Here is a 21,763-nt window from a genome sequence, read left to right on the forward strand (position 1 = left end):
TTTAAACTACCCGTCTTTCCGATGGAAAAGGTGACAAAAGTTCTCAATACACAAATTCATTCAGTTGGTGCAATTCATGGGTTTGGTACTAGTTTGGAAGAAGCCTATCAGCAAGCTGTTGAAAATTTCGGTTCGGATCAATGGCCTAAGCATATTCTGAAGGATGTTTCGGACGATGAACTCATCCAACGGATCGCCAAACGAATGCCATATCGCTTTTCATCTATCTTAGAGGCGTTTCATCGAGGATTCGAAAGGGAAGAAGTGAGTGACCTGAGTCGAATGGATCCGTTTTATCTCCAGTTTTTATATAATCTTTACTTGTATGAGCGACAAGAGAAGGAGCAACTATGTCCTGAGCTAAAATTACGTCCTTTGGATTTAACAGCTGGATTCGGTCAAGTTGGCGAAAAGGTTTCTTACTATACTTCGATCTGTGGCGAAGATGAGGCGCCAGATTGGAGTCAATGGATCTTATTGGTTGATCGAGGCGCTCTAGAAGATTCGAGCCAGATTCTTAGACTGATTGATTACTTGAAGCAGGAGCATGAAAAGGGAAGAAAAGTAGCCCTTCTGACACATCGTCCTTTTGCAGGACATGCAGCAGATACTTGCTTGCGAATCCCTCTCTCAATTTATGAGACTTACCAAGACCAGATTAACAGCCAGTTTGGTCAAGTAGAATATTTGGATGAATAGAATAAGAGCTTCGGTCAAGATATCCGAAGCTCTTTTAGGATAAAAACAAACTGTTTATTATATAAAATAGTTAGCTGACTATTTAAAAACATGAGCTCATTTTTTGATTCAGTTAAGTAGTTCTAAAACTTTCCGCAGTGAGAAAAGTGCCTGAAACAATTTTGTTTCAGGCACTCGGGAGTTTTGAGACCTTAGGCTCAAAACTAAGTCATGGAACTTCTTGGAAGTTCGCTGACGTCCGTACTCACCTAAGGAAAGTTTCCAAGTAGATTAAATATTTTATCTGAAATTCTTTGGTTATTTTAACAGAAGAAATTTTAAAAACAAAACACTGGATTAGGAATGGCTAACAATTCCGATGATGGTATCCACTGCACGTTCCATGGTTTGAAGGCTGACGTATTCAAAGCGACCATGCATATTTTCGCCACCAGCGAAAAGGTTTGGAGTTGGAATTCCCATAAAGGAAATCTTAGAACCGTCTGTACCACCGCGGATAGGTTCGATGATTGGCGTAATGCCCAAATCTTCCATGACTTCCTTAGCTAGGTTGACTGGTGTCATATCTTTCTCGATGACCTGTTTCATGTTGTAGTACTGGTCTTTAAGGGTCAAGAGAACACGTTCGGCACCAAGTTCTTGGTTCATCTTGCTTGCGATGTCTTCCATCATGGCTTTACGGGCTTCAAAGTTCTCAGTCTCGAAGTCACGGATAATGTAGCTAGCATGCGCTTCCTCAACAGTCCCCTCGATATTCATCAAATGGAAGAAGCCTTGGTAGACATCTGTTTTTTCAGGGCGGTCTTCTTCAGGGAGTTGATTGTGGAAGTCAAAGGCTAACTGGAGGGCATTGACCATTTGGTTCTTAGCAGTACCTGGGTGCACATTGCGCCCTTTAAAGGTAATTTCAGCTCCTGCAGCAGAGAAGGTTTCGTATTGCAATTCACCAAGAGGACCACCGTCCACTGTATAAGCGAAGTCTACATTGAAATCTTCTGCATCAAACTTATCTGCTCCGACTCCGATTTCTTCATCTGGTCCAAAGCCAACTCGGATTTCGCAGTGTTTGATTTCTGGATGAGCATTCAAGTATTCGATGGCTGTCATAATCTCAGCAATCCCTGATTTGTCATCTGCACCAAGAAGGGTCGTACCGTCAGTAGTGATCAAGGTTTGACCTTTGTAGTTATGGAGGTTAGCAAAGTCGGCTGGATCTAGTGAATAAGCAGAATCACCAAGAGGAATAGCGCCACCATCATAGTTTTCGATGACTTGAGGGCTGATATTCTCAGCATTGAAGTCAGCTGTATCCATATGTGAGATGAAGCCAATTTTTCGGGTGAGACTTGGATCGTTCGATGGTAGCGTTCCGATAGCAAAACCATTTGGAAGGTAGTAGACATTTTGCAGTCCAACTCGTTCCATTTCAGGAAGCAGTACATTCTTTGCAAACTCTACTTGAGAAGGTGTACTAGGAGTTGTTGTAGAAGTCTCATCAGAGCGAGTGTTGACTTTGACATAGGTTAAAAAACGATCTAATAATGTTGGGTATTTCATTTGTTTTTCCTTTTCTAGTTCTGTGCTTGTAAAACATAGCGCTTGATAGCAGTAGCGACACCGTCTTCTTCGTTAGAAGTGGTAGTGACATCAGCCAAGGCTTTGATAGCAGCTGGAGCATTGCCCATAGCAACTCCAAGACCCGCGTACTCAATCATTTCAATATCGTTGTTCTCATCCCCTATAGCCATGACCTCTTGCCTTGGTATTCCCAAGTATTCAGCCAGTGCCTTTAAGCCGGTCGCTTTATTTACCCCTTTAGGAAGGATCTCAAATAGGATCGGTTGGGAGCGAATAGTGTGGAAGCGCTGGGCTAATACTTCTTCATAGGTTTCTTGAAAGACATCAATCTGCTCTTTCTGATCGATAAACATTCCTTGGAAAATCGGTTGTGCCTTAAGGACCTCTTCAAGGCCAAGTGACACGGGGACTGCATAAACGATGCTAGCATCCATTATAGCTATTTCAGAAGGTTCCTGATTTAGAATGATATAGCGATTTAAATCGAATAAACTTAATTGAGGATGAATCTCCTGCGTCAACTGATCGAGATAACCCAAATCTTCTTCAGATAAGGCATTATAACTGATGACGGACCAATCTGATGATTTAACAGTTGTACAACCATTATTAATCACAGAGTAGGAGTGATTACTTTTGAAGCCAATTTCTTCAAAAATTGGACGTACACCAGAGAGAGGGCGACCTGTACAGATAACGACGTGTACACCAGCAGCTTCAGCATCCAAAAGAGCCTGCTTATTAGCAGGACTAATGGTTTTGTCTGGTGATAAAAGGGTCCCATCTAAATCAATAGCAACTAATCGAATCATAGCTCGTCCTCCTTAGCTGGTTGAAAGCTAGCAATGACTTTACCGATGACTCTCGGCTCCTCTTCTAAAGGAATAATCTTATCACTATACTTTTTATTGAGGGAAACGAGACGAATCCCTTGGGCCTCACGAAAGACACGCTTGATCAAGGTTTGCCCATCGTACTCAATAGCATAGATAGCACCAGCAGTATCGTAGAAAGTTTGCTTGATTAGGGCAACAGATCCCTTTGGATATTTAGGTTCCAGCGAGTCTGTATGAATCCAAAGTGCTAGATCATAGGCTAGTTTTTGATCAAACCAAACCAAATCTCCCTTAGAAGCACTTTGACTTGCAGCATAACTGTCGAAGACCGTATATGGTGTGTATTTCTTCTCGATACGTTTCCGTTCAGCCTGTAAAACCAACAAGCGATTGGCTTCCTCTAAGAGTGAATCTTGAAAATCCTCATCCAGTTGCTTATAGATAAACTCAATCTTAGAATCCTCCAAGGTATCTGGTTGTCCATAACGAGGATCTAGGTCAGAGATGGGTATTTCAAAGAAGCTAGCAATCTTTTCTAAGTTCTCACTGACTGGGAGAGAAGTCCCTTTTACATAGCCAGTCAAAGTACTAGCTGGGATACCAGTAGTACGAGATAAATCGACCTGTTTCTTATTTTGAACCTTTAATAGTTCTCTTATTTTTTCGGAAATAATGCGCAAAGCCTCTTTATCTTGTGGGCTTGCTTTTCCACGTCCTCTTGCCAAGAGCTTCACCTCCTTTTACATTATAACTCATTATAGCGAATTAAATCGAAAATGTAAATAGAAATCCTTTATTGTTCATTAATTATTTTAATTCGAATTAAATAGAAATCCAAAATATTCTATTAATATATTGTAAAACTTGATAATTTTAGGTATAAGGTCTAAAATAAAGAAAAAGACTTCATGGAGGTTGAAGTATGATTCGGACCGTTCAAATTAAAGATGCAGGTCAAATTCGTGATTTGTGCCACCAGGCATTGGGGTATGATTCAACTGTTGAGAAAGTTTCGGCTCAGATTGATAAGTTTAATCAGCAAGATTCGGGTCACTTTTGCTTTGTTTACGAAGAGGACCAAACTGGGAATATTTTAGGCTATGTCGAAGCAGAAGCCTATGAGAGTATATATAGCGATCCAGGTTTAAATATTTTAGGACTTGCTGTTTTTCCTTCTGCCCAAGGATGTGGGATTGGTCGGCAATTGATGGAGCGAGTTGAAGCTCTAGCTCGAACTCATAACTTTTCCTTTATTCGTTTGAGTTCTGCCTCTCATCGTAAAGAAGCCCATGTTTTTTATGAACATATAGGCTATGAAGGAAATAAAACACAGAAGCGATTTTTGAAAATAATGGATTAAGATAGGCAAAGGCCTATCTTTTTTGTTATAATATACTGAATAGTTTTATAAGGATGAAAAAATGAATTTAGAAGAATTAAAGAAACGACAAGAGAAGATTCGGAACTTCTCCATTATCGCCCATATTGACCACGGAAAGTCAACTTTGGCGGACCGAATCTTAGAAAAAACTGAGACCGTTTCTAGTCGGGAAATGCAAGCCCAGCTCTTGGACAGCATGGATTTGGAACGGGAACGTGGGATTACCATCAAGTTGAATGCCATTGAGTTGAATTACACGGCTAAAGATGGGGAAACTTACATCTTCCACTTGATTGACACCCCAGGACACGTGGACTTTACTTATGAGGTTTCTCGTTCGCTGGCTGCCTGTGAGGGGGCCATTCTCGTAGTGGATGCGGCTCAAGGGATTGAAGCTCAGACCCTAGCCAATGTTTACCTGGCTTTGGATAACGATTTGGAAATCCTGCCAGTGATCAATAAAATCGATTTGCCTGCTGCCGATCCAGAACGGGTGCGCACAGAAGTAGAAGATGTCATTGGTCTGGATGCCAGTGAGGCAGTCCTAGCTTCCGCCAAGGCTGGTATCGGGATTGAAGAGATTTTGGAACAAATCGTCGAGAAAGTTCCAGCTCCGACTGGGGATGTTGCTGCTCCATTGCAAGCCTTGATCTTTGACTCAGTATATGACCCATATCGTGGAGTTATCCTTCAAGTTCGGGTGGTCAATGGTATGGTGAAGCCTAGCGACACCATCCAGTTGATGAGCAATGGCAAGACCTTTGATGTGACAGAGGTAGGGATCTTTACTCCTAAAGCTGTTGGACGTGATTTCCTTGCGACTGGGGACGTTGGCTATATTGCGGCCTCTATCAAAACCGTTGCGGACACCCGTGTCGGGGATACAGTGACCCTAGCGACCAATCCAGCAAGTGAGCCCCTTCATGGTTACAAGCAAATGAACCCAATGGTCTTTGCCGGTCTTTACCCAATCGAATCAAACAAATACAATGATCTTCGGGAAGCTTTGGAGAAGTTGCAATTGAATGATGCTAGTCTCCAATTTGAGCCTGAAACATCTCAAGCCCTTGGTTTTGGTTTCCGTTGTGGTTTCTTGGGTCTCCTTCATATGGACGTTATCCAGGAACGCTTGGAGCGCGAGTTCAATATTGACTTGATCATGACAGCGCCGTCTGTAATCTATAAGGTCAATTTGACAGACGGAGAAGTGCTAGATGTGTCCAACCCATCTGAGTTTCCAGATCCAACCAAGATTGTTTCAATCGAAGAACCTTATGTCAAAGCGCAAATCATGGTGCCGCAAGAGTTTGTCGGAGCTGTCATGGAATTGGCCCAACGCAAACGTGGGGACTTTGTAACCATGGACTACATCGATGAAAATCGGGTTAATGTCATCTATCAAATCCCACTAGCTGAAATTGTCTTTGATTTCTTTGATAAATTGAAATCCTCTACTCGTGGCTACGCGAGCTTTGACTATGAGTTGTCTGAATACCGTCCATCTAAATTGGTTAAAATGGATATCCTTCTTAATGGAGATACCGTCGATGCCCTCAGCTTTATCGTTCACAAGGACTTTGCCTATGAACGTGGGAAATTGATCGTTGAGAAGCTCAAAAAGATTATCCCTCGTCAACAGTTTGAAGTGCCTATCCAAGCAGCCATCGGTCATAAGATCGTTGCCCGTACAGATATCAAGGCCCTTCGTAAGAACGTCCTGGCCAAGTGTTATGGTGGGGACGTCTCACGGAAACGTAAGCTTCTTGAAAAACAAAAGGCCGGTAAGAAACGGATGAAAGCTATCGGATCTGTAGAAGTACCACAGGAAGCCTTCTTGTCAGTTCTGTCAATGGATGAGGAGTAAGCTTCTCTTTGAAATATTCCAACAAATCAAACGTCCCGCTAGGGGCGTTTTTGTATCGGACTAGACAAATAACGCTTTCAAATCTTCATTGAACGTGATAAACTAGAGGTATCAAAACCCATCACAAAGGAGAGGAAAGATGAAAAATAAGTTCCTACTAGCGACTTTCTCGGTCTTATCAGCTGTTGCCCTTGTAGCTTGTAGCACACCTAAAAAAGAGTCTAGAAAACCATTGTCATCTGAATCTAGTTCCACTGAGGTGGTAAAAAAGAGTAAAAAATCCTCTAGTAAAAAGACTTCTAGCAAGGTAGAGTCAAAATCATCAGATGATATCAAGAGTTCTGTCGAAACCAAGCGGGTTGGTTCTGCAGATTATGGTTATATCGATATCCCAAGCAAGTGGATTAAATTTACAGATATAGATGGCGGAGACAGCATTCAATTTACAGATGGAAGTGCCTACAATATTGTTACGATGAACGGGTATACCAAAGAGAAAGCAAATGTCGGTGAGGGGGAAGTCTTTAACGCAGAGTTGATTGCGAACCGAATTGCATACTATTGGAATGACAATAAAGAAGTAGAGAAAATGTGGGGAGCGAAGACCACTGTCTCAGGGAATGAAGCCTTGCAGCTCAATATTATCCTTAAATCTGGACAGTACCTCATTACTTGGGTCTTCCAAAAGGATGATAAGGTATACTTGATGTCTTTTGAAGGCGATCCAGAGACCTTGGCTCAATTCATTCCTTACATTGAGGAAACATGGAGTTTGGATGAGAAAGGTCCAAAAGCCTAACAGATTCGTGAGGAAATTTCTTTCGTTTTGACCAATTTTCGATAGTTGATAGATGGAATTTGAGAAGCTGTGATGAAGTACTGCATTTTGAAATAATCAACTTCTTGCAACCTGGTTAGCAAAGAATCTCTCAGGTTGTATATCCTTAACAAAGCAGGGACTAATTCAAACAGTTCATCAGTTTGAATTAGTTCTTGTTTTTTTGGTAAGAAATTTAAATGGTCCTTTTAGAATAGAGTATAAGATGTTAGACTAGTGTATATAATATATCATAGAGGAGAGAAAGATGAAAAATAAGTTCCTACTGGCATCAGTTACGTTTTTGTCTGTTGTTAGTCTCTTTGCTTGTACCAGTCCAAAGAAAGAGTCTAGTAAAACATTGGCATCATCTAGTTCCACGAATGTGGTGAAAGAGACTACAACATCAAGTAGCAAGTTAGAGAAAGAAATATCAGATAGTGATAAAGTGGATGTAAAAACTAAACGAATCGGTTCAGCAGATTTTGGCTATGTCAATATCCCGAGTGACTGGGTAAAGAATGATAGTATCCAAGTCGGGGATAATATTCAGTATACAGATAAAAACGCTTTCAATATTATTGTTTTAAATGCTGCTACTAGAGAAAAAGCAAATGTAGCTGAAGGAGTGGAATTTAGTGCAGATCTGATTGCTCAAAGGTTTGAGACTAGGTGGAATGACTCTAAACTAGTTGAGAAAAAGACAAGGTCTACGACGACCGTTGGAGGAAATGTATCACTTAAAATACATATATTTCTCAAATCAGGCCTGCAGGTTGCTGGATGGGTATTCCAAAAAGATGATAAGGTTTATTTGATTGTTGTTGAAGGATTTGAGAAAACAATAACTCAATTTACTCCTTATGTAGAAAACACTTGGAGCCTTGATGGAACAGGTGCCGTGACGGATTAATGAAAGAAGATAGATTGATGAATCTATCTTTTTTTACGGCCTCTATGGTATAATGCTCTTATCCATTTAGCAATTAGAAAGTAGTTTATGACTCAAGAAATTGACTTAGAAAAATACCATCAGTTAGCGCTCCAGAAACAAAAGCAGCACCGCAAGGTATTGGCAAATCTGAAAAAGAAGCCTCCTAAAAATTTAGATAAAATAGCCCAAGAGATTCACGATGAAGTCTTTCAAGAAATTGATTGTACTGCCTGTGCCAACTGCTGTAAGACCCTAGGACCCGATTTTAAGGAAGCAGATATCACGCGCATCGCCAAGTATTTCAAGATGAAGCTTCCCGCTTTTGAGGCGGAATTTCTTCAAGTCGATGAAGATGGAGATAAGGTTTTTAAATCCATGCCTTGCCCTTTCTTGGGTGGTGATAATCTCTGTTCCATCTACGATGTGCGTCCTAAGGCTTGCCGAGAATTTCCTCATACAGACCGCAAGAAAATCTACCAGATCAACCATCTGACTATCAAGAATACCCTCACTTGCCCAGCAGCCTATTTATTTGTAGAAAAATTGAAGGATCGTTTGTAATGACTTACACATTTTTACTTTTTGACCTAGACCACACCTTGTTGGACTTTGATACAGCGGAGGAAGTGGCCTTAACACAATTCCTGCAAGATCAGGGGGTTCAAGATATCCAAGCCTTTAAGGATTACTACAAACCCATGAATCAAGGCCTCTGGAAAGATTTGGAGCAAAAGAAGATTAGCAAGAAAGACTTGATTAACAGCCGGTTTGCGATTGCCTTTGCTCATTTTAGCAGAGAGGTAGATGGTGAAGAGATGGCTTTGCGCTACCAGGACTACATTAGTCAACAGGGACAGACTTTCCCAGGATCAGAAGACTTGTTAGCCAATCTAGTAGAAAGAGGTTACAAGCTCTATGGTGCTACCAACGGCATTACTGCTATTCAGCAAGGGCGTTTGAAGCAATCTTCCATCACCCCTTATTTCAAAGAAATCTTCATCTCTGAACAATTAGGAACTCAAAAACCGGAAGTGGCCTTTTACGAAAAAATCGCGAACCTGATCCCAGGATTTGCCAAGGAACAAGCTCTCATGATTGGCGATTCTTTGACGGCGGACATTGCTGGTGGCAATGATGCTGGGATTGATACCGTCTGGTACAATCCGGATCACAAAGAAAATACCAGTCCAGCAGTGCCGACTTATGAAGTGGATTCTTATGAGGCGTTATTGGCTCTCTTGCGAAAAGATTAGCCTAGTACTGATACCAGTTGTTTTCAGTTAGAGGTGAAATGGAATTGACCTGAAAAGAAGGAGATGTAAACGGGGTTAAATGATTAGAAGAAATTTATTTTTTCAATTTCTTATTCAACTAGCTTATATCCTCCTATTAGCTGGTGCAGCTTTCTATTTGTTATGCTTATTGAATGGGATGGATTGGGACCAAGCTACTGTTCAGGAAAGAAAAGGGTTTCGAGCGTGGATAATGCTAGGCTGCACGGTTTCTTTCATTCTCATTCGGCAAGTATTCGAATTTGTTCGTCTGATTTGTAAAACAAGCAGAAAAGGCAGAGAGTTTTCGCAGCAATGGAACGAATCAATCTCTTTGCTGGAGATAGAGAAGGAATCAACATTTAGTGAACCGAGGTTGAAGTTACTAGTATATAAGGGTTATTTGATAACCTATCGCTCTTGTTTCGACTATCTGAGAATAGATGAGGACATTTGGAAAATCCAACTTCAGAAATTTCAAAAGTATAGTTATAGTAGGTACTCTGGTAGAAACAAATCACTTCTTCCTCCTAAGTATTTTCTTGTGTTAAGGGATTTTGACTACAAGGAATACTATCTCGCTATCAGCTATCAGAAAGAGGAGTGGCATCATTTTTGGACCTATCTGATGAAGCAATATCCCTGGATTGAATGTAGCGGTGATGTGGAGGAACATCAAATATAAGCGTTTCTTTAAGAACCTGAACAAGCTTTGTTCAAATTTCATTCCATTACAAACTAGCTCTCGGGCTAGTTTTTTGGTATCATAAATGCATGAATATATTTAAGACAATACCATTCAACATTAAAAAATGGTTTCTCTATCTGCTTCTTGCATTCTTCATAGCGGTCACACTCTTGACTTGTTTTTTTTTCTTTCCAATCGATCAAGAAGAAAAGAAAATTCAAGAGCAAATTTCTGGCTTTTATCAGGAAGCGGGATTTAAAGGAGACCTACATTTTAAAGAAGCTGAATTCCATGGTCTGTCGACCAAATATGCCTATAGCTATCAAGAAAGAGTTGAGGGTAAGACGGTTCAGTTTGATTTTCTTTATGCAAGCCTCCTATCTAAAGAAGAAATTGGGAGAAATTATGACACGGCTGAAGAACTGGCTCAACATTACAACAGTTGGTTAGTAGCTCCGTTCTTCGAAAGAGCCTTTACGGAATCTCAAGGATTTAAACAATTAAAGCAAGAGATAAAAGAGCGATTCCATCAACAGGGCCTCGAGGTAAGTGAGATTCGTCTCCAGTTACCAATTCAAAATCCCGATTTTGAAGATCAGTTAGCAAGAGACTTGCTAGCTACCGAGAAAGATGGAGCAACGGATCTTCGTGGGATTCTGACCTTGGATTATGCTACCTACCGCCAAATTAAGGGGTTTTCCTTTACCGTTACAGTGACTTCCCTGGCCAAAGAATTTGAAGGGAAACACTTGGATGTATCCGGTCTTCCCCCTGGGAACTATGTTATTGAATCGGATTCCAAAGATGAAGGATCTTATTACTTTGAAATCGATTAAAAAATTTTTAATAGTGTCAAGTTTTTTTCTTGACAGGTCTATAAAATGTGTTATAATAGAACATGTGCTAAATAGCTTGTCTATTTCACCGAAAATTAAAATATAGAAAAGAGACTTATAAAAATGGCAGTTAAAATTCGTTTGACTCGTATGGGTTCTAAGAAAAAACCTTACTACCGTATCAACGTAGCAGATTCACGTTCACCACGTGATGGACGTTTCATCGAAACAGTTGGAACTTACAATCCACTTGTTGAAGAAAACCAAGTAACTTTGAAAGAAGACCGCGTTCTTGCATGGTTGGCTGATGGAGCTCAACCTTCAGATACAGTTCGCAACATCCTTTCAAAAGAAGGTGTCTTGAAGAAATTCCACGATTCTAAATTCTCAAAATAATCAAAAAGTAGGTTGATGTATGGATACGATTGAAAATCTTATTATTGCAATTGTGAAACCTTTGATTTCACAACCGGATGCCTTAACCATCAAGATCGAAGATACTCCTGAATTCTTGGAGTACCACCTTGACCTTGATCCTAGCGATGTTGGTCGAGTGATCGGTCGGAAAGGTCGCACCATTTCTGCGATAAGAACGATTGTCTACTCTGTCCCAACTGAAGATAAAAAAGTAAGAATCGTTATTGACGAAAAATAAAAGGCGGGACTCTGTCCCGTTTTTTTGTTGCAAGGAGAAGGAATGAGAGATTTAACAGTTAGACAACTAGAGGAATACTTACTTGATCATTATCAACAATCTAGAACAGAAGAAGGACTTTTTATCAAACTAGTGGAAGAAGTTGGAGAAGTCGCTGAGGTTTTAAATGGACGTTCAGGTAGAAAAGAAGGTGTCCAAGATTCAAACGAGGTATTGGCAAAGGAGTTGGCAGATATCATTCATTACACAGTGGCAATTGCAGCTATCAACCATATCGACCTAACGAAGACCATTTTTGAAAAAGACAAGAAGGCAGCCATCAAGTATCAGCATGAACAAGATTTGGAAGGCTTTTTAGCAAGAAAGTCCATTTGAGAAAATCTATTGAACGTGATAAAATAAAACCTAAGAATGTTAAGTGAATTGTTGTTTAGAAGGAGTTATTTTGATATGAACCGATTTGAAGTAACTACAAAGATTGGTTGTCTCTCTGTTACTTATAAAAAGGGAAATAAAATACTAGTTTGTTTAAATGGTGCTGGTTTGATACCAAGTTATGAAAATTTCCTACCAATCCTTGAAAAACTTCCTTCCTCAATAGGTTACTTAACGATTGATTTTCCGAATACAGGCAGGAGTCCGATTCATAGTCAAACAGGAATTAATTTGGACAATCTTGTTGAAGCAGTATTCGAAATCCTGAAAGGGTTGGAAATTTCCGATTATATACTTTGTGTTCATAGTTTAAGTGGTGTTTTGGCTTTAAAGTTACTGAGTAAACCAATTAAGTGTCAAGCTTTGATAGCAATTGAACCAACAACAAAAAATATAATGTTTGCTGATTTTTCAAAAAATCCTTATCCAGAAATGGAAGAGCAAATGAGGATGATTGAAGAATGTGGTCCGGAAAATTATTTTAAGGGACTAACTCATGCAACATTTGAACCTGAAACTGATAGACTGATTTGGGAATTGATGGAAGAAAAGGGCTTAGAATTGGAAAAGCAAGTTCCTGGATTTCAGATATCAGTAAATATTACCGCTGAAGATTTTGATAGTTTGACCTTAGCAGATAATATTCCTGTTTTCGTATTTTGTCAGGCGTACAGAGAAAAAGAGTACAGAGATTCAGAATATTGGAATTCAAATACGAAACTCATTCTAGGTGGAAACCACCACTATCTACACTGGTCAGAATCGGAAAAAATTGCAACTCTTATTAGAGAACTGTAAAGATAAATTAATTAAAAGAGGAATGTAGTGAAATCATGAATTATTTTAACGTTGGGAAAATTGTCAATACCCAAGGCTTACAAGGAGAGATGCGGGTCTTGTCTGTGACAGACTTTGCAGAAGAACGCTTTAAAAAAGGAGCTGAATTGGCCCTCTTTGATGAGAAGGATCAGTTTGTCCAAACAGTGACCATTGCTAGCCACCGTAAGCACAAGAACTTCGATATCATCAAGTTTAAGGATATGTACCATATCAATGCTATTGAAAAGTTCAAGGGCTTTAGCCTTAAGGTTGCGGAAGAAGACTTGACGGATTTAGATGAGGGCGAATTCTATTACCATGAGATCATCGGCCTTGATGTTTACGAAAATGACCAACTAATCGGTCAAATCAAGGAAATCCTGCAACCAGGTGCCAATGACGTCTGGGTCGTTAAACGCAAAGGTAAACGTGACCTTCTCTTGCCTTATATCCCACCAGTGGTGCTCAATATCGATATCCCGGGTAATCGGGTCGATGTGGACATCTTAGAAGGGTTAGACGATGAAGATTGATATTTTAACCCTCTTTCCAGAGATGTTTTCGCCTTTGGAGCACTCGATCGTCGGCAAGGCGCGTGAAAAGGGACTCCTCGAGATTAACTACCATAATTTCCGTGAAAATGCTGAAAAGGCGCGCCATGTGGATGATGAGCCCTATGGTGGCGGACAAGGGATGCTTCTACGAGCGCAGCCGATTTTTGATGCCTATGATGCCATTGAGAAAAAGAACCCGCGCGTGATCTTACTGGACCCTGCTGGTCGGACCTTTGACCAAGCCTATGCAGAAGAGTTAGCTCAGGAAGAAGAATTGATCTTTATCTGTGGCCACTATGAAGGCTACGACGAGCGGATCAAGACCTTGGTAACAGATGAGATTTCGCTGGGGGATTATGTCCTGACAGGTGGGGAACTTGCTGCTATGACCATGATTGATGCGACAGTCCGCTTGATTCCAGAAGTGATTGGAAAAGAGTCCAGCCACCAGGATGATAGTTTCTCGTCTGGTCTTCTGGAATATCCTCAATACACACGGCCTTATGAATACAGAGGAATGACGGTTCCAGATGTCCTCATGAGTGGCCACCATGAAAAGATCCGTCAATGGCGTCTCTATCAGAGTTTGAAAAAGACCTTGGAGCGTCGCCCTGATCTGCTAGAAAACTATGAATTGACAGCAGAAGAAGAGAAGATGTTGGAGCAAATTAAACAGGAAGACTAACAGCCTTTGCTGTTTTTCTTTTGCCCTAAAATTTAAAAAAATCTTTCCCATCCTACTAGTTATTAGTAACAAAATGTGGTATTCTTATGAAGAGAGAAGAGAAATGATAAAGTTTTGGTGGGAATTGCAATGGGCAAAAGAATAGGAAAATCAGTCTTTACAACGGGTGTCGCTGCGACAACCCTCTTTTCAGGTTTGGCTGGACATAAGGCGCAAGCGGAGGAGATCACTCAGAAGGATGCTGGGGATCAGCAGTCGACGGATATGACTGGAATGGATTCAAGTTTTATGGATATGGATATCTTAAATGAACAGTTAGCAAAAGCTGAAAAAAGAGTAGAAGACCAACGTTTGCTCTTGAATCAGGCTCAATCTGAATACAATGTAGCCAAGTCTGGTCTTGAAGCTGCTGAAGCGAACTTACAGAATACTGAAAAAAGGATTCAAGACTCCAATCAAAGCTCCATTGGCAAAACTGAAAATGAAGTTGCAGTTGCTAAAGCAGTTGTTACTTTAGAAGAAGACAAGGTACGCCAAGCAACAGAAGCCGATCGCCAAGTCCGTTCTGCCATCAAGAATCAAGAGAATAAAATCGCTGCCCAACAATTACTTGTAGATATTGCAGGTAATGAATTGAGAAAAGCCAAACAACCCATCCAGAACGATGAGACAGTATTAGCCAACGCACAGCAAAAAGAGGAGCAGGCGCAAAACGAATTAAAAATAGCTCAAGCATTAGTGGTTAATCTAACAGAAACTCATGCCAATGTGCCCCAGGTCTTAAAGCAGGTTTCCAGTGAGATTGCTGGCGCACAGGAGAAAATTGAGCGACTAGCCCATCAAATTTCCCTAAAAGAAGTGGAGTTAGAACAGGTCCGTGAAGCGGCAATGCTAAGTCCCATCAATCTTCAACAGGAAAGCTATGAGGGTTTGCTTCAAGAGTGGATCAAGTCGGGTGACCAAGGCGCTGTCGAAGCCTTGTCTCTTTATCGCCGTAGGAGTGAAGAGGAGCAGCTGGCAGGTGGAAAGGTCGCTAGATTAGATAATGTCTTAAAAGCGTTAGAAATCGTAGATACGATTAATCAGTACCGTCGCCAGGCTGGTTTAGAGGAGCTCTTGGTGGCTCCTTATCAACTACCTGCTAGTCAACTTCAAACAGAGTGTTATGTAAATCATCGACAAGCCTTGTCCAGTTACCAAGAGAATGAGAATGTTGCTTGGGGCTATCGACCTAGAGAAGCGATTGCCTTCTGGTATAGTGAAAAAGACCACTATCGTCAATTAGCCAAGCAATTCAATTTACCGACGGCTGAAAGTCAGCTAAATCCTAGTCAGATCTTCAGAAAAGTGGGACCGGAGCTATTTGCTAAGGTTGGCCACTATGTCCACATGATGGGGAATCAATACAAGGCCATTTCAGTAGCCTATGATCCAGATTTAGAAGTATCTCAAGCAGCTTTCTTTGAAGAAGGTAGTCCGCTTTATACCAGTGAAGAACTGACCAAGTGGATGAGAAAAGTTGCCAATGCAAGGACGACAAAAGCAGATGTGAAGGCTGTAAAAAATACATTGGAGAGCCTAAAGGTCGAAAAGATTAATCAAGAATCCCGCATCAATATCCTTTCTGGGCATTTATTCGATGTCAAGAATTCTCTTGCAAGTCATGAGCAACTATTGGCGCGTGCACAACGTAACCTAGCTTCAGCGATTAAGAAATGGCAGGCTGCGACGATAGAAGTCAAGGAAGCGGAGAACTCACTGGCAGTATCACGAGCTCGGATACAAGGTAGTATTAGCCCGAAAGAAGAAGCCTTGAAAAATGTCACTCTAGCATTAGAAGAAGATAAAAAGCAATTAGAAGCGTTACAGAATGCAGCGAAAGAGACTGCATCTAAGCTTGAAGGAGCGCATACCCAACTTCAAATCGCTCAAAAACAATTAACGCAAGCCAAAGGTCACCTAAAACTGTTTACCAATTCATCTGAACTGCTAGTTGATGCCCAGGCCTTGGTGGCTTCCGCAAAAGCGGAACTCGAAGAGAAAAAAGTAGAATTTGAAACAGCCTTTGCAAGTTTTATGGCTTATCAAAAAGAAGCTAGTGAGTTTAGGAGTCGGATTGAGAAAATTCAGTCAAATGAGGATGAAAATAAATCTGCAGTAGCAGGAGAGGAAGAAGTTACTAATCAGGCCCAGGTTTCGTTACTTGCTTCTACTCAATCAGAAGATCATTTACAAGACGAAGCTAACCTTGAGAAAGCTACTGGAAAAGACGAACACAAAAGTAAAAAGGGATTATCCAAATGGTTCCGAGGGCTTGGGTTTAAAAAAGATGACTAGTTGTTAAAGTGAGAGTGGGACAGAAATCGGTAATTCGTAAGAATTCGATTTCGTCGTCCCACCTCCGCACAGTTGAGTAGGGCTGTAAAAGCTGATGAAATCAGTGAAGTAGAGCCTACTCAACCACTGCGTCTTGTTCAATAATCCAAAGACAATTGAGAGGCTAGGACTTTTGTCCCAGCCTCTTTTTTGTTCTGTCAGAAATTTGTAGATAAGAGTTTTAAGGATTAGTTCAAGCCTTAAGTAGCGAAATGAAAAGAAAGAATAATGGACGATTTTAAAGAAATTGATAGAAAATGAAAGAAAATGATATTTAGTGCTTGACTTTGAAAGATAAGAGAGTATAATAGTCCTTGTAATCGTTTCCGAAAGGAGGTTATATGTTAAAATCTGAACGAAAACACATCATTTTAGAAAAGGTTATCAAAGAGCGAATCGTCTCTATTGAGGATTTGGTTCAAGAGTTAAACTCTTCAGAATCAACGGTTAGACGCGATTTAGATGAACTAGAAGCTGAGAATAAACTACGACGGATTCACGGTGGGGCTGAAAGTCTCCATTCCTTGCAGGAAGAAGAAAGCAATAAAGATAAAGCAATCAAAAACGTGCAAGAAAAATCTGCAATTGCAAAAAAAGCAGCAGAATTGATCAAAGATTTTGAAGTTGTCTTTATCGATGCGGGAACTACCAATGAATTGTTAGTCCATGAATTAGCCAATCCAACTGTTACAGTTGTAACCAATTCCATTCACCATGCAGCGAGTTTAGTAGAGAGAGACATTCCGACGGTTATCATCGGCGGGATGGTCAAAACGTCGACTGACGCTAGCATCGGAGGGATGGCCTTGAATCAAATCGGTCAGTTAAGTTTCGATCGAGCTTTTATTGGGATGAATAGCGTCGATCTGGAGTCGTACAGCACACCGGATCTTGAAGAAGGGGCCGTCAAACGGGCCATTTTAGAGAATGCAAAGAATACTTACATTCTTCTAGACTCGTCAAAACTTGGGCGGACATCTTTTGTTAAGGTAGCTCCGGTGAAGAGAGCAACCATCATTACCAATGCTTCAGATACGGAAATCCTTTCTAAATTAAAAGAAAAAACGGAGGTTATTGAGGTTTGATTTATACAGTTACATTAAATCCAGCGATTGATTACATCGTTCGTCTCAATCATGTAGAGACAGGGGCGGTCAATCGGATGGCTTCGGAAGATAAATTCGCCGGTGGTAAAGGAATCAATGTCAGTCGTGTCTTAAAACGACTCGATATCGAGAACACAGCGACTGGATTTATCGGTGGTTTCACTGGACGCTTTATCGAAGACGTACTAATTAGCGAAGCCATTTCCACCAGCTTTGTGACAGTGGACCAAGATACCCGGATCAATGTCAAGATCAAAGCCGATGAGGAAACAGAGATCAATGGGAATGGCCCAGAAGTGACGGAAGCGCAGTTGCAAGAATTGCTCAACATCTTATCAAGTTTAACAGCGGATGATGTGGTAGTCTTTGCAGGATCTGCTCCATCTTCACTTGGAAATGCCGTTTACAAACAATTGATCGCAGCAACACGTGCGACAGGTGCTCAAGTGGTTTGTGACTTTGAAGGGCAAACCTTGATTGATTCCTTGGAGTTCAATCCCCAATTGGTCAAACCAAACAACCATGAGTTGGGAGCTATTTTTGGCGTTACCTTGACTGAATTGCCAGAAATTGAACGCTATGCCAAAGAGATCTTGGCCAAGGGTGCACAAAATGTCATTATTTCCATGGCGGGTGATGGTGCTCTTCTTGTCAGTCCAAGCGGAACTTACTTCGCAAAACCAATCAAGGGTCAAGTGAAGAATTCTGTCGGGGCTGGAGATTCCATGGTAGCTGGCTTCACTGGGAAGCTCGCAAGAACAGGAGATGTCATCGAAGCCTTCAAATGGGGCGTAGCTTGTGGAACAGCGACCACCTTCTCAGATGATTTGGCGACAGCTGACTATATAAAAGAAACTTATGAAAAAGTAGAGGTAGAAAAACTATGAAAATTCAAGACGTTTTAAATAAAAACGTGATGTTGTTTGACCTTCAGGCAACAGATAAAGAGGGCGTAATCAATGAAATGGTCCAATCGCTCGTTGACAATGGTGTGGTGACAGATTTTGACACCTTCAAGGCTGGAATCATGAACCGCGAAGCACAAACTTCAACTGGTTTGGGTGATGGAATTGCTATGCCCCACAGCAAAAATGAAGCAGTCAAAGAAGCAACGGTCTTGTTTGCAAAATCAAACAAGGGTGTTGACTATGCATCACTTGATGGACAACCAACAGACTTGTTCTTCATGATCGCCGCTCCAGAAGGAGCAAACGACACTCACTTGGCAGCACTTGCTGAATTGTCTAAATACTTGATGAAACCAGGATTTGCGGACAAACTTCGCCAAGCAAGCACTCCTGATCAAGTGATCGCAGCCTTTGATGCAGAAGAGCAAGAAGCTGCAGTTGAAGAAGCGAAAAAAGCAGAAGCAGTCAAAGAAGCAGCATCATCTGACAAACCGCTCATCGTTGCTGTTACAGCATGTACAACAGGTATCGCCCACACTTACATGGCAGAAGAAGCCCTCATCAAAAAAGGGGAAGAAATGGGTGTTACGGTCCGTGTTGAAACCAACGGTGCATCCGGTGTCGGCAACCGCTTGACAGCTGAAGAAATCGCAAAAGCTGAAGGGGTCATCATTGCAGCGGATAAAGCAGTTGAAACCGCTCGTTTCGATGGAAAAAAATTGATCTCTAAACCAGTCGCAGCTGGTATCCGTCAAACAGAAGAATTGATTCAAACCATCTTGGATGGCAAAGCAGATGTCTTCCACGCTGAAAATGCTGCACAAGCTAGCGCTAGCCAAGAAAAATTAAGCTTGGGTGGAGCCTTCTACAAACACTTGATGAGTGGGGTTTCTCAAATGCTTCCATTCGTTATCGGTGGTGGTATCTTGATTGCCCTTGCCTTCTTGATCGACCAAATTCTTGGAGTGCCTCAAGATCAATTGTCTCAACTTGGTTCATACCATGAATTAGCAGCTCAATTCAAAACAATCGGTGGTGCAGCCTTTGGCTTTATGCTTCCTGTACTTGCAGGTTACATCGGATTCTCAATCGCTGAAAAACCTGGTTTTGTAGCAGGGTTTATCGCTGGATCTATTGCTAGCTCAGGGTCAGCATTTGGTAATATTGCCTACGGCGCTGCTAAAGGTGAGTTGCCAGGAGCAGTATCATCTGGTTTCCTTGGTGCCTTAGTTGGTGGTTTCCTTGCAGGTGGAGTGATTCTTGTCCTTCGTAAAGCTCTTGCAGGTCTTCCACGTTCTCTTGATGGTATCCGTTCAATCCTTCTCTTGCCATTACTTGGTGTTGGTTTGACAGGATTCTTGATGTTCCTCATCAATATTCCAATGGCTGCTATCAATACTGGTCTTAACGACTTCCTTTCAAGCTTGTCAGGTAGCTCAGCTGTCCTTCTTGGACTTCTCGTCGGCGGTATGATGGCTGTCGATATGGGTGGACCAGTCAACAAAGCCGCTTATGTCTTCGCTACAGGTACTCTTGCTGAATCTGTTGCTTCAGGTGGTTCTATTGTTATGGCAGCCGTTATGGCGGCTGGTATGGTTCCTCCATTGGCAGTATTCGTAGCAACAGTCTTGTTTAAAGATAAATTCACACAAGAAGAACGCGATTCTGGTTTGACAAACATCGTTATGGGTCTTTCCTTCATCACAGAAGGTGCCATTCCATTTGGTGCAGCTGACCCAGCTCGTGCCATCCCAAGCTTTATCGCAGGTTCAGCTTTGACAGGTGCTCTTGTTGGTCTTGCAGGCTTGAAACTCATGGCTCCTCACGGAGGAATCTTCGTTATCGCTCTTACATCAAATCCACTTCTTTACATCTTGTTCGTATTGATTGGTGCAGTCGTAAGTGGTATCTTGTTCGGATTGCTTCGCAAACCTAAAAACTAAATATGATTAAAAGGTTGGGATTTCTCCAGCCTTTTTTCTTCTCTCTCTGAGAGAAAACTGTGTGAAAAGACATGGTTCTGCAATAGAATCTTGTTTTAATTTATGGTATAATTTTCATAACGCTTATTTTTAGGAGAACAAGTATGGATATCCAACGTGAAAAAGAATTCGTCAGCCAGTATCATTATGATGCTCGCAACTTTGAATGGGAAAAAGAAAATGGAACTCCCGAGACCAAAGTAGACGTCAACTTTCAATTGATTCAACGCGATACAGAGTTAAAGACAACCTCTTTAATCGTTATTTTGACCTATATGATTGTCTTTGATGGCTTTGTCATCAGCGGAACCATTACCCAAATCAACCACATTCACAATCGTTTGGTCAGCGAGCCAAGCGAATTCAGCAAAGAAGAAGTGGAAGAATTAGCTCGTCCTTGCTTGAATATGCTGAATCGTTTGACCTATGAGGTAACTGAAATCGCCCTTGATTTACCAGGGATTAATTTGGAGTTTTAATGCATGAAATTAGCAGTCATCACAGATTCTTCTGCCTATCTATCAGATGAATCAAGAGGACACGATAATTTATTTGTCCTAGATATTCCAGTTGTCATTGATGGAGTATCTTACGTAGAAGGTAAAAACCTGACAGCAGAAGAGTTCTATCAAAAGATGGAAGCTTATTCTGAACTTCCGAAAACGAGCCAACCTAGTATCGCGGAATTAGAAGAACTCTTGTCGCAATTAGAGGCTAAAGGCTATACCCATGTTTTAGGGATTTTCCTTTCTTCTGGTATTTCTGGTTTCTATCAGAATATCCAGTATATGAAAGACGAATTCCCAAATTTTACGATCGCTTTTCCAGATTCTAAGATTACCAGCGCTCCTCTTGGGTGGATGGCTGAAGAAGCTGTTAAATGGGCTGATGAAGGCCGTTCTTTTGATGAAATTCTAGCCAACATCCAGACACAAATCGATGGGACTTCTGCCTACATCATGGTTGATGATCTCAATCACTTGGTCAAAGGGGGGCGTCTTTCCAATGGAGCGGCGATTCTAGGGAATCTCCTCAGCATCAAGCCCATCCTCTATTTTAACGAGGAAGGCGTGATTGAGGTATACGAGAAAGTTCGGACTGAGAAAAAAGCCATCAAACGCTTAGCTGAGATTGTCAAAGGAGGAACTGCGGATAAAGACTATCAGATCATTATCATCCATGGGAATGCACTGGATAAAGCAGAAACGCTTCGCGATATTCTTCATCAAAACGGTTTTGCTGGTGAGATTCCATTTGCGACCTTCGGCAGTGTCATTGGTACGCACTTAGGAAATCACAGTGTTGCTATCAGTTTTGTACCGAAAGTATAAGGAGAAAA

General features: G+C 41.2%; 22 protein-coding genes and 1 pseudogene. 20 read left to right on the forward strand and 3 right to left on the reverse strand.

Annotation, left to right across the window (positions count from 1 at the left end; translation table 11 throughout):
- Positions 1-699: pseudogene (locus tag QZ158_RS02810) on the forward strand (carbamoyl-phosphate synthase large subunit); the annotation flags it as partial.
- A 336-nt stretch (positions 700-1,035) separates the two neighbouring features.
- Here the strand turns inward: QZ158_RS02810 and pepT are convergent.
- Genes pepT through QZ158_RS02825 form a run of 3 tightly spaced genes read right to left on the reverse strand, consistent with a single transcriptional unit; the run spans position 1,036 to position 3,838 of the window.
- Positions 1,036-2,256 (reverse strand): peptidase T, encoded by a 1,221-nt coding sequence (gene pepT, locus QZ158_RS02815; RefSeq protein ID WP_293874560.1) that lies wholly within the window; start codon positions 2,254-2,256, stop codon positions 1,036-1,038.
- A 14-nt stretch (positions 2,257-2,270) separates the two neighbouring features.
- A complete protein-coding gene (locus QZ158_RS02820) occupies positions 2,271-3,089 on the reverse strand; it encodes a Cof-type HAD-IIB family hydrolase (RefSeq protein WP_293874562.1) in 819 nt (272 codons plus the stop codon).
- Positions 3,086-3,838 carry an XRE family transcriptional regulator gene (locus QZ158_RS02825; protein WP_293874564.1) on the reverse strand — a complete coding sequence of 251 codons (753 nt, stop codon included), beginning with the start codon at positions 3,836-3,838 and terminating at the stop codon, positions 3,086-3,088. The genes QZ158_RS02820 and QZ158_RS02825 overlap by 4 nt, the downstream gene beginning before the upstream one ends.
- A 197-nt stretch (positions 3,839-4,035) precedes the next feature.
- Between QZ158_RS02825 and QZ158_RS02830 the strand changes: the two genes are divergently transcribed.
- From QZ158_RS02830 to QZ158_RS02920, 19 genes are all read left to right on the forward strand, one after another.
- A complete protein-coding gene (locus QZ158_RS02830; protein WP_293874566.1) occupies positions 4,036-4,473 on the forward strand; it encodes a GNAT family N-acetyltransferase in 438 nt (145 codons plus the stop codon).
- A gap of 61 nt (positions 4,474-4,534) precedes the next feature.
- Complete coding sequence (gene lepA, locus QZ158_RS02835; RefSeq protein ID WP_293874568.1) at positions 4,535-6,358, forward strand: translation elongation factor 4; 1,824 nt, start codon at positions 4,535-4,537, stop codon at positions 6,356-6,358.
- 139 nt (positions 6,359-6,497) lie between these two features.
- Positions 6,498-7,157 carry a hypothetical protein gene (locus QZ158_RS02840; protein WP_293874570.1) on the forward strand — a complete coding sequence of 220 codons (660 nt, stop codon included), beginning with the start codon at positions 6,498-6,500 and terminating at the stop codon, positions 7,155-7,157.
- Positions 7,158-7,443: 286 nt separating this feature from the next.
- A complete protein-coding gene (locus QZ158_RS02845; RefSeq protein ID WP_293874572.1) occupies positions 7,444-8,088 on the forward strand; it encodes a hypothetical protein in 645 nt (214 codons plus the stop codon).
- Between the two features lie 87 nt (positions 8,089-8,175).
- Complete coding sequence (locus tag QZ158_RS02850; protein ID WP_293874574.1) at positions 8,176-8,670, forward strand: YkgJ family cysteine cluster protein; 495 nt, start codon at positions 8,176-8,178, stop codon at positions 8,668-8,670.
- Positions 8,670-9,362, forward strand: coding sequence for a YjjG family noncanonical pyrimidine nucleotidase (locus QZ158_RS02855; RefSeq protein ID WP_293874576.1), 693 nt, complete (start codon positions 8,670-8,672; stop codon positions 9,360-9,362). The genes QZ158_RS02850 and QZ158_RS02855 overlap by 1 nt, the downstream gene beginning before the upstream one ends.
- Before the next feature lie 876 nt (positions 9,363-10,238).
- A complete protein-coding gene (locus QZ158_RS02860) occupies positions 10,239-10,904 on the forward strand; it encodes a hypothetical protein (RefSeq protein WP_293874578.1) in 666 nt (221 codons plus the stop codon).
- Between the two features lie 123 nt (positions 10,905-11,027).
- Positions 11,028-11,300: a 30S ribosomal protein S16 gene (gene rpsP / locus QZ158_RS02865; protein WP_006596292.1), complete on the forward strand. Its 273-nt coding sequence runs from the start codon at positions 11,028-11,030 to the stop codon at positions 11,298-11,300.
- Between the two features lie 19 nt (positions 11,301-11,319).
- On the forward strand, positions 11,320-11,559 hold the full coding sequence (gene kphA, locus QZ158_RS02870; protein ID WP_003001620.1) for an RNA-binding protein KphA: 240 nt from the start codon (positions 11,320-11,322) through the stop codon (positions 11,557-11,559).
- Positions 11,560-11,601: 42 nt separating this feature from the next.
- Positions 11,602-11,934, forward strand: coding sequence for a MazG nucleotide pyrophosphohydrolase domain-containing protein (locus QZ158_RS02875; RefSeq protein WP_107849268.1), 333 nt, complete (start codon positions 11,602-11,604; stop codon positions 11,932-11,934).
- A gap of 75 nt (positions 11,935-12,009) precedes the next feature.
- The gene (locus QZ158_RS02880; RefSeq protein WP_048716108.1) at positions 12,010-12,792 is read left to right on the forward strand and encodes an alpha/beta hydrolase; all 783 of its coding nucleotides are present in this window, start codon (positions 12,010-12,012) and stop codon (positions 12,790-12,792) included.
- Between the two features lie 35 nt (positions 12,793-12,827).
- On the forward strand, positions 12,828-13,346 hold the full coding sequence (gene rimM, locus QZ158_RS02885) for a ribosome maturation factor RimM (protein ID WP_023023341.1): 519 nt from the start codon (positions 12,828-12,830) through the stop codon (positions 13,344-13,346).
- A complete protein-coding gene (trmD, locus tag QZ158_RS02890) occupies positions 13,336-14,052 on the forward strand; it encodes a tRNA (guanosine(37)-N1)-methyltransferase TrmD (protein WP_154858018.1) in 717 nt (238 codons plus the stop codon). Before rimM ends, trmD begins: the two co-directional genes overlap by 11 nt.
- A 129-nt stretch (positions 14,053-14,181) precedes the next feature.
- Positions 14,182-16,389 carry a secretion protein gene (locus tag QZ158_RS02895; protein ID WP_154858020.1) on the forward strand — a complete coding sequence of 736 codons (2,208 nt, stop codon included), beginning with the start codon at positions 14,182-14,184 and terminating at the stop codon, positions 16,387-16,389.
- A gap of 380 nt (positions 16,390-16,769) precedes the next feature.
- Complete coding sequence (locus tag QZ158_RS02900; RefSeq protein WP_154858022.1) at positions 16,770-17,513, forward strand: DeoR/GlpR family DNA-binding transcription regulator; 744 nt, start codon at positions 16,770-16,772, stop codon at positions 17,511-17,513.
- Positions 17,510-18,421: a 1-phosphofructokinase gene (gene pfkB, locus QZ158_RS02905; protein WP_293874616.1), complete on the forward strand. Its 912-nt coding sequence runs from the start codon at positions 17,510-17,512 to the stop codon at positions 18,419-18,421. Before QZ158_RS02900 ends, pfkB begins: the two co-directional genes overlap by 4 nt.
- A complete protein-coding gene (locus QZ158_RS02910) occupies positions 18,418-20,385 on the forward strand; it encodes a fructose-specific PTS transporter subunit EIIC (RefSeq protein ID WP_293874618.1) in 1,968 nt (655 codons plus the stop codon). Before pfkB ends, QZ158_RS02910 begins: the two co-directional genes overlap by 4 nt.
- Before the next feature lie 143 nt (positions 20,386-20,528).
- Positions 20,529-20,903, forward strand: a complete 375-nt coding sequence (locus QZ158_RS02915; protein WP_006596301.1) for a DUF1149 family protein — start codon at positions 20,529-20,531, stop codon at positions 20,901-20,903.
- A 3-nt stretch (positions 20,904-20,906) separates the two neighbouring features.
- Complete coding sequence (locus QZ158_RS02920; RefSeq protein WP_293874621.1) at positions 20,907-21,755, forward strand: DegV family protein; 849 nt, start codon at positions 20,907-20,909, stop codon at positions 21,753-21,755.
- The last annotated feature ends 8 nt before the right edge of the window (positions 21,756-21,763 follow it).

This window comes from Streptococcus sp. A12 (assembly GCF_905372335.1).
Taxonomy (GTDB): Bacteria; Bacillota; Bacilli; order Lactobacillales; family Streptococcaceae; genus Streptococcus.

Coding starts and splice junctions, on each gene's coding strand:
- pepT (WP_293874560.1), bottom strand. CDS start 2,256: ATGAAATACCCAACATTATTAGATCGTTTTTTAACCTATGTCAAAGTC.
- QZ158_RS02820 (WP_293874562.1), bottom strand. CDS start 3,089: ATGATTCGATTAGTTGCTATTGATTTAGATGGGACCCTTTTATCACCA.
- QZ158_RS02830 (WP_293874566.1), top strand. CDS start 4,036: ATGATTCGGACCGTTCAAATTAAAGATGCAGGTCAAATTCGTGATTTG.
- lepA (WP_293874568.1), top strand. CDS start 4,535: ATGAATTTAGAAGAATTAAAGAAACGACAAGAGAAGATTCGGAACTTC.
- QZ158_RS02840 (WP_293874570.1), top strand. CDS start 6,498: ATGAAAAATAAGTTCCTACTAGCGACTTTCTCGGTCTTATCAGCTGTT.
- QZ158_RS02845 (WP_293874572.1), top strand. CDS start 7,444: ATGAAAAATAAGTTCCTACTGGCATCAGTTACGTTTTTGTCTGTTGTT.
- QZ158_RS02850 (WP_293874574.1), top strand. CDS start 8,176: ATGACTCAAGAAATTGACTTAGAAAAATACCATCAGTTAGCGCTCCAG.
- QZ158_RS02855 (WP_293874576.1), top strand. CDS start 8,670: ATGACTTACACATTTTTACTTTTTGACCTAGACCACACCTTGTTGGAC.
- rpsP (WP_006596292.1), top strand. CDS start 11,028: ATGGCAGTTAAAATTCGTTTGACTCGTATGGGTTCTAAGAAAAAACCT.
- kphA (WP_003001620.1), top strand. CDS start 11,320: ATGGATACGATTGAAAATCTTATTATTGCAATTGTGAAACCTTTGATT.
- QZ158_RS02875 (WP_107849268.1), top strand. CDS start 11,602: ATGAGAGATTTAACAGTTAGACAACTAGAGGAATACTTACTTGATCAT.
- QZ158_RS02880 (WP_048716108.1), top strand. CDS start 12,010: ATGAACCGATTTGAAGTAACTACAAAGATTGGTTGTCTCTCTGTTACT.
- rimM (WP_023023341.1), top strand. CDS start 12,828: ATGAATTATTTTAACGTTGGGAAAATTGTCAATACCCAAGGCTTACAA.
- trmD (WP_154858018.1), top strand. CDS start 13,336: ATGAAGATTGATATTTTAACCCTCTTTCCAGAGATGTTTTCGCCTTTG.
- QZ158_RS02895 (WP_154858020.1), top strand. CDS start 14,182: ATGGGCAAAAGAATAGGAAAATCAGTCTTTACAACGGGTGTCGCTGCG.
- QZ158_RS02900 (WP_154858022.1), top strand. CDS start 16,770: ATGTTAAAATCTGAACGAAAACACATCATTTTAGAAAAGGTTATCAAA.
- QZ158_RS02910 (WP_293874618.1), top strand. CDS start 18,418: ATGAAAATTCAAGACGTTTTAAATAAAAACGTGATGTTGTTTGACCTT.
- QZ158_RS02915 (WP_006596301.1), top strand. CDS start 20,529: ATGGATATCCAACGTGAAAAAGAATTCGTCAGCCAGTATCATTATGAT.
- QZ158_RS02920 (WP_293874621.1), top strand. CDS start 20,907: ATGAAATTAGCAGTCATCACAGATTCTTCTGCCTATCTATCAGATGAA.